Source organism: Pseudoalteromonas rhizosphaerae (genome assembly GCF_902498845.1).
GTDB classification, from domain to species: domain Bacteria; phylum Pseudomonadota; class Gammaproteobacteria; order Enterobacterales; family Alteromonadaceae; genus Pseudoalteromonas; species Pseudoalteromonas rhizosphaerae.
On the sequence record NZ_CABVLM010000008.1, the window covers coordinates 23,703 to 38,867 of the forward strand.

At 40.0% G+C, this 15,165-nt stretch carries 13 protein-coding genes; 3 read left to right on the top strand and 10 right to left on the bottom strand.

The window, feature by feature from the left end:
- Positions 1-152: 152 nt before the first annotated feature.
- Both PSR9079_RS13275 and pdxR read right to left on the bottom strand, forming a co-directional pair.
- Entirely contained in the window at positions 153-581 is a 429-nt protein-coding gene (locus PSR9079_RS13275) for a hypothetical protein (protein WP_149982032.1), read from the bottom strand.
- A 1,093-nt stretch (positions 582-1,674) separates the two neighbouring features.
- Positions 1,675-3,150 (bottom strand): MocR-like pyridoxine biosynthesis transcription factor PdxR, encoded by a 1,476-nt coding sequence (gene pdxR / locus PSR9079_RS13280; RefSeq protein WP_149982033.1) that lies wholly within the window; start codon positions 3,148-3,150, stop codon positions 1,675-1,677.
- A 115-nt stretch (positions 3,151-3,265) separates the two neighbouring features.
- On the opposite strand from pdxR, the gene PSR9079_RS13285 reads away from it, so the two are divergent.
- Together PSR9079_RS13285 and PSR9079_RS13290 are read left to right on the top strand one after the other, a co-directional pair.
- A complete protein-coding gene (locus tag PSR9079_RS13285) occupies positions 3,266-3,841 on the top strand; it encodes a GNAT family N-acetyltransferase (RefSeq protein WP_149982034.1) in 576 nt (191 codons plus the stop codon).
- The gene (locus PSR9079_RS13290) at positions 3,841-4,443 is read left to right on the top strand and encodes an FMN-binding negative transcriptional regulator (protein ID WP_149982035.1); all 603 of its coding nucleotides are present in this window, start codon (positions 3,841-3,843) and stop codon (positions 4,441-4,443) included. The genes PSR9079_RS13285 and PSR9079_RS13290 overlap by 1 nt, the downstream gene beginning before the upstream one ends.
- 72 nt (positions 4,444-4,515) lie before the next feature.
- Here PSR9079_RS13290 and cyoE read toward each other — a convergent pair whose 3' ends face one another.
- From cyoE to PSR9079_RS13320, 6 genes are all read right to left on the bottom strand, one after another.
- Positions 4,516-5,400, bottom strand: coding sequence for a heme o synthase (cyoE, locus tag PSR9079_RS13295; RefSeq protein ID WP_149982036.1), 885 nt, complete (start codon positions 5,398-5,400; stop codon positions 4,516-4,518).
- Positions 5,401-5,446: 46 nt separating this feature from the next.
- Positions 5,447-5,806, bottom strand: coding sequence for a cytochrome o ubiquinol oxidase subunit IV (cyoD, locus tag PSR9079_RS13300; RefSeq protein ID WP_149982037.1), 360 nt, complete (start codon positions 5,804-5,806; stop codon positions 5,447-5,449).
- Complete coding sequence (gene cyoC, locus PSR9079_RS13305) at positions 5,806-6,426, bottom strand: cytochrome o ubiquinol oxidase subunit III (protein WP_145241348.1); 621 nt, start codon at positions 6,424-6,426, stop codon at positions 5,806-5,808. Before cyoC ends, cyoD begins: the two co-directional genes overlap by 1 nt.
- Positions 6,423-8,426, bottom strand: a complete 2,004-nt coding sequence (cyoB, locus tag PSR9079_RS13310; protein ID WP_149982038.1) for a cytochrome o ubiquinol oxidase subunit I — start codon at positions 8,424-8,426, stop codon at positions 6,423-6,425. Before cyoB ends, cyoC begins: the two co-directional genes overlap by 4 nt.
- Before the next feature lie 2 nt (positions 8,427-8,428).
- Positions 8,429-9,352: a ubiquinol oxidase subunit II gene (gene cyoA, locus PSR9079_RS13315; protein ID WP_145241343.1), complete on the bottom strand. Its 924-nt coding sequence runs from the start codon at positions 9,350-9,352 to the stop codon at positions 8,429-8,431.
- Positions 9,353-9,598: 246 nt separating this feature from the next.
- Entirely contained in the window at positions 9,599-10,012 is a 414-nt protein-coding gene (locus PSR9079_RS13320) for a hypothetical protein (RefSeq protein WP_145241341.1), read from the bottom strand.
- Positions 10,013-11,285: 1,273 nt separating this feature from the next.
- On the opposite strand from PSR9079_RS13320, the gene PSR9079_RS13325 reads away from it, so the two are divergent.
- Positions 11,286-11,747: a M14 family zinc carboxypeptidase gene (locus tag PSR9079_RS13325; protein ID WP_149982039.1), complete on the top strand. Its 462-nt coding sequence runs from the start codon at positions 11,286-11,288 to the stop codon at positions 11,745-11,747.
- Between the two features lie 101 nt (positions 11,748-11,848).
- On the opposite strand, the gene PSR9079_RS13330 is transcribed toward PSR9079_RS13325, so the two are convergent.
- Positions 11,849-12,988, bottom strand: a complete 1,140-nt coding sequence (locus PSR9079_RS13330) for a PepSY-associated TM helix domain-containing protein (RefSeq protein ID WP_149982040.1) — start codon at positions 12,986-12,988, stop codon at positions 11,849-11,851.
- Entirely contained in the window at positions 12,988-15,030 is a 2,043-nt protein-coding gene (locus tag PSR9079_RS13335; protein WP_179959189.1) for a TonB-dependent receptor, read from the bottom strand. The genes PSR9079_RS13330 and PSR9079_RS13335 overlap by 1 nt, the downstream gene beginning before the upstream one ends.
- Positions 15,031-15,165 lie beyond the last annotated feature (135 nt).

The following is a 15,165-nucleotide window of genomic DNA, read 5'->3' on the forward strand; positions in this document are numbered from 1 at the left end:
CCCATAATAGCTATCTGTCGTTAAAGTTACACTCCCACCCGATTAAGCTACTCACTTAACCAAACCATCCAGCTTGTCTCAAATTATCATTTAAAGCGTTATTATAAACCGAGCTAAATAATATAATTACCATTTTAAATTAATATGAAAATCTAATTTCCCCCACTCCAATTCTTAACTAACTTCTCAAACGGAATATCTACCGAAAGCACGCACACTTCTCCATAACCACTTTCATTTGAACGATATTCAAAATTAGCTATTAATTCAGAATATAAATTAGAATCAAACCAAATTGCAGAGACAACGAATTTATTATTTTCTTTATACTCTTCAATTTTAGAGTATAAAGATAATCGACTATCTTTTTTATTAAGTAAAAACATTACACTTTCAATCTTCAAGCCTGAAAATTCTTTAGGATAAAAAACATACAGCTGCGTTGCATCGTTGAAAATAGTTTCTGACTTATAAACATATTCAATCAAATTTTCTTTTTTTGGACAACCATTCAGCGCTTTATTAATAAAGACTTCATTTGAGGTAATTGCTGCCATCATTACAAAAATTACATTAATCATTTTTTACACTCGACCTATACTCTTTGAAATTACAGATTCAGGTTTATTGCTTCATAACACTACTTATATGCCAGCATCGAAAAACCGTCACTGAGGAATTATGACAAGCTATTATGAAGCAAGTGATCTGAACCCTATTTGTTCGTGGTTTTTGTGCAGTCAATTTCTTCTTCGTAAAGTTTGTCGCTGTAATACGTGGTGTCATTGGCGTTCACTTACATAAAACGCTGATGTTGCGGGCCACAAGTAAAGTTGAGGGTTTGCACATCTTTTAATATTTACGTGGGTTTACCCATAGCGTTATAGCTCGCGCTGGTGAAGCCGTCACCTCACGTCATGTTTCCACGGAAGTTTTAGCTAAAGGTGCGCCAACTACCGCTACGTACAGGTATTTACTCTAATTCAAGTTCAAATAAGTTGACAGGCAAAAAGAAAGACCTGACACGATTTATTTTTCTTCTAATCAACAATTTCTAAAAAAATTAAAATTCTAAATGCAATTGCAAATACTAAAAGTGATAAACCTAAATAAAAAGCAATTCTAAGTGGCAAAAATACGTCATCTTCATACTTACGTTTTCTATAAAAAAATAAAAAAAGTGTATTTATAATGAAAAGTAGAAGATAAATATAAAAATGACTCTTTAGCGTCATCAATAAAACCACTAATTGGATTATAAGAAAAAACCACGTTAAAGCTATTATAATCATCCCCCTTAATTTTTTATTCCCGATAAAGCAGGTTTATTCATTAGTTTATTCGAATTGGTTTAAATCCACTGAAATAATTGATGTTGCTAAGATGAACTGGTTCCTTAAAATAGCATCAAGCAAGTACTCAATTTGAACACTAAATCTCATTGTAAATTTAAGTCCCCCCCAATTCAATTTATGCAACTCAACTGTAAGCTGTCTTACTTGTTGTCCATAGCCCCTACTCCCACTACATGTTAGCTCAGTTTTAAATCATATTCTTATATGATTAACCGACTGATTAATAAAATATTTAAAGTTATATATATGAAAAATTAATAACTAAAGCCATAACAAAAGTAATAGCAATAAAGTTATCTATGATTAACTTTCTACTATATTATTTTCGTACACTGGCATACAACTCCTGCATTACAAGCTGTAAACCTTGCTGCATCTTCTCGCTCGATTGTCCTGCAAAACCAAGCCGAGCATAGCTATAGTTTATGGGTTTTAAGCTACGTACTGAGTTGGTAAAGTAAAACTCGGCTTGGGTTTGTAAATATATACCTTGCTTTGCTAACTGCGCTTTTAAGTGCTGAGTGTCTTTATTAAAGTTGACCCACATCGCCATACCGCCGTCGGGCTTTTTATATTCTATAGGATGCCCAAGTGCTTGTAGCTCTATTAAATAGGCATCCATCGCTTCATAGCGCTGTTTATACAGTTTGGTCATACGCTTTAAATGGCGTTCAAAGCCACCTTCTTTCATCCAGTGCGCCACAGCTAATTGCATGATCACATCGTTCTTATGGTTAATCAGCTGCTTCCACGCAGTTAATTGCGCTAATACTTCAGGCGCTGCGCAGATATAACCGATACGTGCGGCTGAAAACATAATCTTTGAAAACGTCGATAGATAAATAACAATGCCCGCAGGGTCATCGGCGGCCATGGGTTGTAATGGCTGACAGCGATAATGAAATTCATGGTCGTAGTCATCTTCGATGATCATCACGTTATGGGCATAACACAGTTGATAAATTTGCAAGCGCCGCGTTGGCGATAAGGTCACGGTAGTTGGATATTGGTGCAGCGGCGTTAAGTACAGCATTTTAATTGGATAACATTCTAGCTGGGCTTTTAAATCATCAACACATAAGCCTTCATCGTCTTGTTTTATATCAACTAATTGCGCGCCACAAGCAGCAAATGCTTGCCTTGCTGGCGGATAACCTAACGTTTCGACTGCGACAAAATCATCTTTTTTTATAAACGCTTTTGCGATTAAGAACAGTGCTTCTTGCGAGCCATTGCAGATCAATACGTCGCTTACGTTTAAATTACGCGCTTTGTATAAGTAATCACAAATATGAGCTTTTAATTGCTCGTTACCACTGACCTGCCCATAATGCAGTTGATTGATATCTAAGTGATTACACACATGGCTGACGGAGCGTTTAAATTCTTTTTGTGGGAAACTGGCAAGATCAGGCAAGCCACCAGCAAAGTTATATTTATACGCAGTTAAATCCATTCCAGCAGCGGGCACAGCCAATGTTTTAGCAAATTGATAAGGTTTTGCTTTCAGTATTGGAGTACTTGAGGTACTAACACTACTTTGAATGGGCAATGACTTGGTGATCCGATAACCTGAGCGCTGCCGAGATTCAAGCCAGCCTTCCGCTACTAATAATTGCAATGCATTCATCACTGTATGGCGATTGAGCTGATAAGTGTTTGCCATGACACGCGCCGAGCTGAGTTTTACCCCTGGCGCAAGCTTGCCTTGCATTATGGCACTGCGTATCGCGCTGGCTAGTTGCAAATATTTGGCAGGCTCTGACTCATCAAATTCAATAACTAACGGCTGCATTACGACTCCAAAAACACTCTAAACTGGTCTAGTTAAAAAGCTAAAACTGGTTGTTTATTACTGACCAAAGTAGCGTACCTTTGTTATTCATAAATAGCAAAATATGGGGCTTATCATGTTTACAAAACACATTCATCAAACCAATAAGCTGGCTTTAGAGCCACTGACACAAAACCACCTAGAGGGGCTATATCAAGCAGGCCAAGATCCACAAATATGGCGTTGGGTTTTAATGAATTACACCCAAACCCGTGCAACTCTCGATGATTGGTTTATCAATACAGCGCAGTTTAATGCCGAACAACAAATAGTCTACGCCATAGTTGATAAAGTAAGTAAGCAGGTGCTTGGTACTACACGTTTATTTAGGTTAGATAAACAAAATCGCAGCGCCGAGATTGGCCACACATTTATTGCTAAAAAGTGGCAACGTAGTTTTGTAAATACCCACGCTAAATACTTGCTACTGCAATATGCGTTCGAAGAATTAGGCTTAGTGCGTATTGCTTTTAATACCCATGAACAAAACCAAAAATCGCGTAATGCTATAGCACGCCTTGGCGCCCGCTTTGAAGGCATTAGCTATAAAGACAGGTTACTTGCCGATGGCTCATACCGAAACACCGCTCAGTTCAGTATTATAGACGAGCAATGGCCGACAATAAAATCTCAGTTAGAAGGAAAACTATAATGTACCCAGCGGCCCATTTTCAACAACATGATAGTAAGCAATTACAACAGTTAGTAAATAGCTATCCACTGGCGACCATTTTAATGCCTAATACACAAAACCAACTCAATGATATATGCCGCGTGCCATTATTATATGACTCAGCTCGCGAGGTTTTTATCGGCCATGTGGCCAAATATAACCCCCTGTCATCATTTGATGGTCAAAATGTGAAGCTATTATTTAGTGGCGATGATTGCTATTTATCGCCCGCTTACGCACACAATAAAACCCTACCTAGTTGGCTTTATTCGAGTGTTTATGTGACAGCTAAAGTGCATATTGTTAAAGACCAACAGCACAAAGAACAGATCATGCAACGACTAACCGATCACTTTGAGCAACACTTTACCCAACCTAATACAACTAAATGGCAACTTGATGAAGTACCAGTAAAGCATCGCCAAGCAATGTATCAACAATTAAGCTTTATTGAATTTATTCCTAGTCAATGGCGTGGCAATTTTAAGCTGAGTCAAAATAAATCTGTAGATATACGTACAGCTATAAAACAAAGTCTAACCCTGCTGGGTAAACTCAGTATTGCTAAGTTAATCGATTAGCAGTGTAACGGGCAAGAAAAAAGGCTCCTCGGAGATCTCAGAGCCTTTGCGTCAACTTTGAAATAAACTCGGTTAACTTATAGCAAGTAAATGTGGTGTAAGACTTTGGTAATCAACTGCCATGGCGATACTCAGTGCAGTGATATTCACAATTGAAAACGCAAATACTTGGCGTGCCCAACCACTAATATCAATATTACGACGATAACCTCGCAGCGCCATTAATAACCACCAAAAACTAGTAGTGCAAGCAACAGCTAAAAAAGCCATACCGGTATAACCGCCAATGGTTAATAACATCACCACTAACGCATATACCGCGATATACAACACAATATGATGTTTAGCTTTATCAATACCTTGCGCTACCGGTAATACCGGAATACGCGCAGCTTGATAGTCTTTATAACGAAAAATAGCAATCGCATAAGAGTGCGGCATTTGCCACAAACTAAACATTACTAATAAGATCAACGCGCCAACATCAAACTGTGCTGAAACAGCACAGTACCCTACCACTGGTGGTACTGCTCCTGATAAACTACCGATAAACGTGCCATACACTGAGCGACGCTTCATATATAAGCTGTAAACACCCACGTATATGACATAACCAAACACAGCAAAAAATACCGCAATCCAGTTAGTAAAAACCATTAGTAAAGCAAAGCCTAGTAAGCCAAGTACTGTGCCATGCAGCAAAGCCGTGGTTGCAGACATTTCACCGGTAACGGTTACCCGTGTTCGCGTACGCGCCATGCGAATATCAATATCACGGTCGATCACATTATTGATCACGCAACCTGAGGCTACCACCAGTGATAAACCAACTAATGTAGCAAGCATTAGCCAGCCATCAATATCACCACGCGAGGCGAGTAAAAACCCACCCGCAACCGAGATCAAATTACCCATGATAATACCGGGCTTAGTGACCTTTAAATAACGACGAAACATCTGCAGTTCCCCTATTCTTTGCTTTACGAAAACGTACTAGCTGGGGCTAGTACATCATCATGGCGTTCGATTCGTAGATGATCCATACAGACAGGCCAACCACCATGACGATGATCAGCGCACTGAAGATGAACGATAACGAACTGGCTTTACCGTCTTCGGTGGTAAAGTTCAGGTGCAAGAAGTATTTTAAATGCACCCAAATTTGCACAATGGCCATTACGACAACACAGGCAAATGTGGTTGGTTTTGACAATGTACCGCTCATCACCGCCCAAAATGGAATGGCCGTTAGAATGATTGATAAAACAAAACCTATTAAATAGTCTTTAACACTGCCATGTGAAGCATCACTATGGCTTTGTGTATGTAGCTCATTTAATACATGTGATTCACTGTGGCTCATTACATCACTCCCATTAAGTAAACAACGGTAAATACACAGATCCATACCACATCTAAAAAGTGCCAAAACAAACTTAAGCAACTTAAACGTGTAACGGTTGCTGGGTTTAAACCACGGCGTGACACTTCGAACATCATCGTCGCCATCCAAATTAGACCAGCAGTTACGTGCATACCGTGTAAGCCTACTAAAGAGAAGAACGAGGTTAAAAATGCGCTGCGCTGCGGGCCATTACCATGGGCAATTAAATGATGAAATTCGTAAATTTCCATACCGATAAACACAGCACCAAAAGCAAAAGTAATTGCCAGCCACGTTAATGTAGCGGCCTTCTTTTGCGCATGAGCTGAGATCATCGCAAAACCAAAAGTGATACTACTTAGTAGTAACGCAGCAGTTTCAACCGCTACAAAGTCCAGTTCAAAAATATCTTTGCCAGATACGCCTCCTGCTGTATTCATATAAAGCACAGCGTAGGTTGCAAAAAATGAGGCAAACAATAAGCAGTCGGTCATTAAGTAAAGCCAAAAACCAAATACCGTATCGCCACCAGTATCATGATGCTCGTGAGCATGGGCATCATGATTGATGATATTTATATCTGCAGAGGTAGCACTCATGCGCTGAACTCCTTACCTTGGTTAAATGTTGTTGCACTTTTATTATGTGCACTTTCAATTTCAAGAATTTCTTCTGGTTGCACGTAGTAATCAACATCACTGGTGTAACAGCGCTTAAAGAATACCGTGATGCCAGCAATAACACCGACAATTGCCAACCACCAAATATGCCAAATCATGGCAAAACAGAATGTGGTAAAACACGCACTCATCATCACCCCTGCCGAAGTATTTTTTGGCATATGAATAGGCGCATAGCTTGCTTGTTGTTGATACGCTTGGCCTTTTTCTTTCATATCAGTCCAAGTATCAATGTCATGCACATGTGGGATAGTAGCAAAGTTGTAATACTGTGGTGGTGACGATGTTGACCACTCAAGCGTGTGACCATTCCACGGATCGCCGGTTGTATCTTTTAATGCTTCGCGATTTTTAAAGCTCACAATAAGCTGTACAACTTGGAACAAAATACCAAACATAATGATCACCGCACCGACAAAGGCAATGTACAACCAGATATTCCAATCTGGGTTATTGGTGTGGTTTAAGCGACGTGTCATACCTAAGAAACCAAGTACGTATAGCGGCATAAATGCAACAAAGAAACCAATTAACCAACACCAGAAAGACGCCTTACCCCAACCTTCATGAAGTTTAAAGCCCATTGCTTTAGGGAACCAAAATGCGAAACCAGCCAAGTATCCAAATACCGCACCACCGATGATGGTGTTATGAAAATGTGCAATCAGGAAGAGGCTGTTGTGTAATACATAATCAGCACCTGGGATTGCTAGTAGTACCCCTGTCATCCCGCCGATGGTAAAGGTCACCATAAAGCCAAGTGTCCAAAGCACAGGAACTGTAATGCGTAAACGACCACGATAAATAGTAAATAGCCAGTTGAACAGTTTCACACCGGTGGGCACCGCAATGACCATGGTCATTACGCCAAAGAAGGCATTAACATTAGCACTGGACCCCATAGTGAAGAAATGGTGTAACCAAACAATAAAACCTAAGATAGAAATTGCACCGCTGGCATAAACCATAGATTTATAACCAAATAAACGTTTACCGGTAAAAGTAGAAATAATTTCTGAGAAAATACCAAACGCAGGTAAAATCAAAATATACACTTCAGGATGACCCCAAGCCCAGAACAGGTTGATGTACATCATGGCGTTACCGCCAGCCTCATTAGTAAAGAAGTGGAAATCTAAATAACGGTCTAGCGTTAACATAGTCAACACCGCAGTTAAGATTGGGAATGACGCAGCAATTAAGATATTTGCCCATGTACATGTCCAGGTAAAAATTGGCATTTGCATTAAACGCATACCAGGGGCACGCATTTTAAACACTGTTACTAAAAAGTTTACTGCCGTTAATAGTGTACCAATACCTGATATTTGCAGTGCCCAAATATAATAATCGACCCCGACTCCAGGGCTAAAAGACATCTCCGATAGCGGCGGATAAGCCACCCAACCAGTTTTTGCAAATTCACCACAGAACAATGAAATATTAATTAATATTGCACCACCGGCAGTAAGCCAAAAACTTAAATTATTTAAAAACGGAAATGCTACATCGCGCGCACCAATTTGCAGTGGCAATACAATGTTCATCAGACCAATCATAAATGGCATCGCCATAAAGATGATCATGATCACCCCATGCGCGGTGAATATTTGGTCATAATGCTCTGGCGGTAAATAGCCTGTAGCACCACCTGTAGCAAGCGCCAATTGTGCCCGCATCATAATGGCATCTGAGAAACCACGAAACAGCATGATCAAGGCAAGGATAATGTACATCACGCCTAAGCGTTTATGATCGATTGAGGTGATCCAGTCGTGCCATAACACCCCCCATTTTTTATATTTTGTGACTAAAGCTGCAATCAATGCCCCTGCAATCACTACTACCGCCATTGTCACCATCAAAATAGGTTCATGGAACGGAATGGCATCTAACGATAATTTTCCAAATAACGACATAATTATTCCTCGCCCTCGCTGTGCATTGTGTGATTTTCATGACCGCTGTGCTCAGGCATTGCACTGTGCATCTTGTTCATATCACCATGTGCTTGCATATATTTCATAATGATGGTGTGGAACAAGCCATCATCAACATCAGCAAAATAAGTCACTGGGTTGTTTTCACTCGGTAATGCCAGTGCATCATAATTCGCTTTAGTGAGCGTATTAGCTTGGCTTTTCACCTTGTTTACCCACGTATCAAAGTCAGCTTGCGTTGGCGTAGCTATGGCATTAAATTTCATACCAGTAAAACCTGCACCGCTGTAGTTAGCAGAAAAGCCTTTAAACGTACCCGGTTCATTAGCAATTAAATGCAACTTAGTTTCCATGCCCGCCATCGAGTAGATTTGACTACCTAGTTGTGGGATGAAAAATGAGTTCATGGTACTTTCTGAGGTGATTTTATATTCCACTGGTACATTGGCTGGAAATACCAATTCATTAACCGTAGCAATACCTTGCTCAGGATAAATAAACAGCCATTTCCAATTCAGTGATACCACTTCAACTGTTAAGTGTTTGCCTTTACCTTCAAGCGGTTTATAAGGGTCAAGCTGTTGCGTTGATTGCCAAGTAATGACACCCAGTACAATCACTATCACAATAGGAATGGCCCAGACTGCGGCTTCAATTTTTCCTGAGTGTGCCCATTTTGGCGCATAAATTTGCTGCTCTTGGCCATCACGATATTTCCACGCAAAGTACAAGGTCATCACAATCACAGGAATAACCACAATTAACATCAGCACAGTGGCAATGATGATCAGATTTTTTTCATCTATCCCAACTTGCCCTTTTGGATCAAGCACCCCGCCTTTACAGCCAGTCAGTGCGAGCACAGTTGTGCCCAGAGCAATATTACAGAGGTTTCGAATTAACAAAGGACTATCCTACAACCTAAAATTTGATATGTGCTGCCCCTACAACTCTAAATAAAAGCGTAAAAACAACGGTTTGAATATTCCTCAGGTAACTTTTTAGCGCCATAAAAAATACTAAGCATCAAAAAAGCAATAAAGGAATTTGAGGGTGTTGGTTGAATCGCAGGTACACTGCGGCTAAGCGTTATTACAGCGGACAGAATCAGCAGAATAGTTAAAAGCCAAACTATCTATAACGAGTAGCGTTCAACCATTAACAAGAGGTGGAGCACGACAACCATGAGCGCTGTGTACTACTAAAGATGTTTTTGTTTGACGAAAAGCAAAGGCTGCTTTGCGTAAAATAACCCCAGCACGACGCGCTGGGAAAAAGTGAAAAATCAACCAACATAAACCAATGAGTAACTGGCACGACACAACTGGATATGCCAAAAAGCCCAATACATTAATTAAAGATGACTCATATACAGCCCCTTCAGTTAATAAGCTTTTTAGCTCTGTCGCATCTTCAATACTACCATTTACCAGCATGGCTGAATTAATTAATAAAATAACTAATACAGAAAATAGCTCTCGTCCGGCAAAAAGTGCACGCGCACGCAACTGCCATCTACTAAGCGTAGAGTGCGTTTTTGCTGGCGGACAATTTTGCGAATTCAAACGTATATGGCCTTATTGGTTATATATTACGAAGTAAAGCGACTGGCTTTACGCTATTTTCCACTTCGTTGTTATGATCTTCATCAATAAAGTTTCAGTAATTACTGAAATTTCGGGAGGATTATAACAAAGTCAACACAAGCTACAAGTATAAAACAACATAGCGGGCTAACTTTTTATTAATATGTTGAATTACAGCTATAAAAAAAGCGCCATACTGGCGCTTTAAAAATAACTTAAATGATAATTGGCGGCTTTTAGAAAATAAAAAGCAACTCAAGCTAAGTTATCCCCTAACTTGAGTCGTCTTTTTGACAACATCTTCACACACAATTATAAAGATTCGTTTAATAGCGTATTCGCTATTGAATTTAGTATTGGCTGCTTCGCCATCTAACTGCATGTCGGTTAAAATAAAAAGCAACTCAAGCCAAGTTATCCCCTAACTTGAGTCGTCTTTTTGACAACATCTTCACACACAATTATAAAGATTCGTTTAATAGCGTATTCGCTATTGAATTTAGTATTGGCTGCTTCGCCATCTAACTGCATGTCGGTTAAAATAAAAAGCAACTCAAGCCAAGTTATCCCCTAACTTGAGTCGTCTTTTTGACAACATCTTCACACACAATTATAAAGATTCGGTTCTAATATTTTTCAATACGTATTGTAGATTCACTGATGAACAATAAGTTCATTTAATCGCGTGGCAGTAAATAAAAGCAGTTCAAGCTCAGGTTAACTAAACTTGAACTGTCTTTTTGACAACATCTTCACACACAATTATAAAGATTCAGTTTTAGCGTTGTTCATAAACACTGTAATTCAGTGACAAACTTTCAGTTCGTCTAATCATGTGGCAGTAAAATAAAAACAGTTCAAGCCCAGTTTGTACTAAACTTGAACCGCCTTTGACAACATCTTCACACACAATTATAAAGATTCTTTGTAAGCGGCTTGTTCATTTCGCTTCCTTGAAACTAAATTTAGTGTAATAGCTCAAAGCTGACAACTGATAAAAATAAATCTGATAGATGAAAAAAATTAACCCATAGACTTTAGTCTAAATTTTAGCCCTAAAATCAACTTAAATGTTCACAAAAAACTTTATCAAAAGATATTATTTTATAATAAACAATCAATTGAAAATAAAGCCCGTAAAGCATCACAGTTATGAGAAATGATTTCACTTAAAGTGAAGATAATTTTGGACCGATCCATATTAATATTATATTCTTAAAAAATTGCAAAATAAGAATAACAGGATATTAATATGATTCGCAAAACCATACTAGTTAGCTTACTTAGTTACTCATTTAGCTTAACTGCCGCACCAATCGCAATGCACCAAATTAAAGGATTAAACAAAGCAGCGATTACACACGCTGATCTTGCTCCTTTACTAGATACGTTAGCTGCTCACCCCAGCATAGAGCGAAAAAATTTAGGTCAATCATTCTTAGGTAAATCAATTGATGCATTTTATATTGGCTCGGGGCCAATCAAAGTTATGATGTGGAGTCAAATGCATGGTGATGAAAATACGGCAAGTGCCGCATTAACGGATTTTTTAAGCTATGCAATCGAAACAAAAAATGATGCATGGCGAGAAAATTGGCAAAACAAACTATCACTGATGATCATTCCTATGGTCAATCCCGATGGCGCACAGCTGCAAACCCGTTTTAATGCGCAAGGAATAGATTTAAACCGCGATGCTAAAGTGTGGAGCTAAAGCACACTTTTTACTACGCAACGATAAACACATCGAATACGCCGTATTAGGTAGTCAACTTATAAAACTTTAAATTTAAGTACGTTAGGTAAGCCCTGTTCTCAGGGCTTGTTATTTTTTGCGATCTTTTTGGCTGTATTTTTACGTAGGTAATAACGATACCAACCTAGCCAAGCCAACACTAAGCTTGCCAACGAGGCGATGATCCACAGAACTTTAAGGCTTAGCCCACCTACACTGCCATTATGCAAGGGATGTAGCCAGTTTTTGATTTGGTTACTTGTTCCTTGCTGCCTAAGATCGAAGACCTTCACTACCTCACCTGAGCGTGGGTTAATATCAATATAACTGTTTGGAAAGCGTGTCGATTTATCATCACTTACCTGCATGCGCAGCCGATAATAGCCTTGGTTTACGCTGGGAGTTTCTATCCATGCAAGTCGTGCTTTAGGCATTTGTATTTGTGCTATTTTCACAGCCTGAGTAACACTAATTTGCGGGTTTGAAAAAGTTAATTGTGGTGCTGGTCTTGCAGCACTTTCGACTTCGCCCAGTACCAAGCCAAGCAAGCCATTGGTCTCTTTGGGCAAGGCTAGCATCGCACCGGTACTAGTAAGAATAAACAAGGGTAACAACATCACTAAACCGATTGTTTTATGCCAATCGTACATGCGTCCTAATAAAGCAGCGCGGCGCTTAAAACGCAATTGCCTCAACCAAAAACCTGACTTAGGCCACCACGCAACTAAACCTGTGAGTAATAAGAGCGCGCTGCCAATTCCAAGGTAACCGACAATAATTGTCCCTGTACTGCCAAGTAGTAAAGTAAAGTGCAAGTTATACAGCCAAGTTACTAGGTAATCGCCCCAAAATGACTGTCTGAGCAAGGTGCTGCCATCAGCTGACAACCACACCATCATAGGTGCAAAATCCTGCCCTTGAGTCTCTTGAGGGTTATAATAGCGCGCCGGAATGAATTGTTGTTCAGGGGTCACTTCAAACCGCCACGGTCCCAGCTTATCTGGATACTGCATGCGTAATGTTTTTAATGCAGTGTTGTAATCACACGGTTGCTGCGCTGCATTCGCTAATTCCGGATGCAACCAGGTATCTATTTGCGGATAATAAACAAGTGCAGCTCCTGACAAGCAAAGGATCACAAAAAACATGCCAAGGCTTAACCCCAACCATAGATGAAGTCGCCTTGCCAACTTACGCCACGCGAGTAACTGCTTACTCATTAATACTTAAACTTAATTGCAGCAGATACAGCACGACCTTGTGCTGGGCTATGCAGAGTTTGCGAGCCATCCCACCATACATATTCATAATACTCATCAGTTAAGTTATCAACTTGCGCGCTTAACATCAGTGCCGAATTAACGTCATAACTTGCTTTAAGCCCAAGTTGAGTAAAGTCACCATATCGTCCTTGGCTATTACTTGGTGTTAATTCGTAATCAGATTGCGTACGCAGTGTTGCAGCCAAATTTAATTGGGTTGTTAATTGATAATCAATGCCTGCTGTTAATAAACGATTAGGAATATGGTCAATGTTATTACCTGTGTACTCTGGCGTGCTTGGATCTGCGATGTCTATTTGGGCTTGTTGCCAAGCAAATGCGCCCCACAAAGAAAACTTATTTGTTGGGCTCCACGATGCTTGTATATCAATACCTTTGCGTTTAGTTGCTCCTAAGTTATCAAAATCACCAAGAGGGTCGTTTAATTTACGTTTAAATTCTCCCGTTGCTGTTTGCTGCCATAAAGCAATGCGTATTTCACTGTCTCGACTTGGCTTCCACTTAACCCCTGATTCCCAGCCCTCATTGATTGAAGGAGCTAGATGCTTCTGCCTTGCGCCAATTAAGTAAGCCCCAGAGTTGGTACCGATCTGATACGTTTTTCCCCAGTTGGCAAAAATGGTTATCTGCTCAGAAGATATTACCGCCAGCGATAATTTCGGCTGTTTTATCGCACCATAATCGTTAATATCAGCATGTTCGTCAGTCAAAGCGTTATAAAATCCGCCATCAATCCAATCAACCCGTATAGCTGGAGTAATGCGTAACCACGAGGTTGGCTCAATCATGGTTTGTATATAGAGCCCTTTGACAGAGAGGTCAAAATCTTGATCACGAGTTTGCTCCACAACTACTCGCTCGTTGGTCAAATACCTTTTTGAAACTACATCTTGATTCTCGATACTGGCTCCGACCTCAACCAAAAGTGCATTTATAGCTGCTATTTTAGGTGTATAAGTTAATGATGTACTTGCGCCATAATGCTTTTCTTTACTAAGGCGATTTTGTTGTGAGGCTAGTGCTGAGAACTTAACAAAACGGTCGTCCTTATACTCATTTAGCCACGCCAGTGTATTAAAGTGAGTATGTGCGGCTATTTGACTCCCCAGGGCCAAACTATATTGGCTGATAGTACGAGCGTCTTTATCTGATTCATTGTAGGTATTAGTTGCATTGGGCGTAGAATAAGCAACATCAGCGGTTAAATAACCGGGCTCTTCAGCATTTGCTTGATAATGGCGAGCACTGGCAGTAACTTCTGTATCACTTGAAATACCGTATCCCCACTTCCCTGAGATGCTTTTTTTATCAAGCTCGGAATGCTCGCGATAACCTTCTTTTTCGCGATAACCCACAGCATAGTTTTGAGTAAAGTTACCACTTGCTATACCCATTGCAGCTTCAGCTTGGTAAGCACCAAAGCTGCCAGCGGTAACACGTCCATCAAGGTAATTACCACCACTGCGAGTTGCAAACGCAACATTACCAGCAATGTTATTAAGCCCGTAACGTGGATCATTAGTGCCCCGTATAACTTCTACAGCATCAATCTCAATAGGGAAAATCATATCAATAAACGGCATGTTGCCATCATTGGTATTGGCGGGAATACCATCAATCAGTAGTTTAACAGCATTCACCGAGCCTTCCCCATTAAAGCCTCGAAATGATAGCTTACCGCTAGTAGTACCTTGATTAAACTCCGTCAGCATAATTCCTGGCATTTTACCCACTAACTGCCAGGCATAATCAAAATCGGTATTTTGGGCAACATCTGGCGACATTCTATCGACAGAAGTAAGCGCTCGAGAACTGTCTATAAACCGTGTACCAACAATGCTGATTGTGTCACCAACAGCAAAACTAGTATCTCCTGAGCTTTGAGTATAATTATTTCCTTGCGGCTGGGTTTGTGCACTAACTGAAGAAACAGTTAATAAAGAAAGAGCAGTAAAAACCGGCAAAACATGCAGAACCATGATCACTCCGAACATAAACGTAGGATAGTATTATAATTTATTCATCATATTATACAGTCCATACGAGCTTCACTGGGTGTGACATATTGTCGCAGTGGTCGATTACTTGACACATTTTAGCCGTAAGTGGGCATT

Coding starts and splice junctions, on each gene's coding strand:
- PSR9079_RS13275 (WP_149982032.1), bottom strand. CDS start 581: ATGATTAATGTAATTTTTGTAATGATGGCAGCAATTACCTCAAATGAA.
- pdxR (WP_149982033.1), bottom strand. CDS start 3,150: ATGCAGCCGTTAGTTATTGAATTTGATGAGTCAGAGCCTGCCAAATAT.
- PSR9079_RS13285 (WP_149982034.1), top strand. CDS start 3,266: ATGTTTACAAAACACATTCATCAAACCAATAAGCTGGCTTTAGAGCCA.
- PSR9079_RS13290 (WP_149982035.1), top strand. CDS start 3,841: ATGTACCCAGCGGCCCATTTTCAACAACATGATAGTAAGCAATTACAA.
- cyoE (WP_149982036.1), bottom strand. CDS start 5,400: ATGTTTCGTCGTTATTTAAAGGTCACTAAGCCCGGTATTATCATGGGT.
- cyoD (WP_149982037.1), bottom strand. CDS start 5,806: ATGAGCCACAGTGAATCACATGTATTAAATGAGCTACATACACAAAGC.
- cyoC (WP_145241348.1), bottom strand. CDS start 6,426: ATGAGTGCTACCTCTGCAGATATAAATATCATCAATCATGATGCCCAT.
- cyoB (WP_149982038.1), bottom strand. CDS start 8,426: ATGTCGTTATTTGGAAAATTATCGTTAGATGCCATTCCGTTCCATGAA.
- PSR9079_RS13325 (WP_149982039.1), top strand. CDS start 11,286: ATGATTCGCAAAACCATACTAGTTAGCTTACTTAGTTACTCATTTAGC.
- PSR9079_RS13330 (WP_149982040.1), bottom strand. CDS start 12,988: ATGAGTAAGCAGTTACTCGCGTGGCGTAAGTTGGCAAGGCGACTTCAT.
- PSR9079_RS13335 (WP_179959189.1), bottom strand. CDS start 15,030: ATGGTTCTGCATGTTTTGCCGGTTTTTACTGCTCTTTCTTTATTAACT.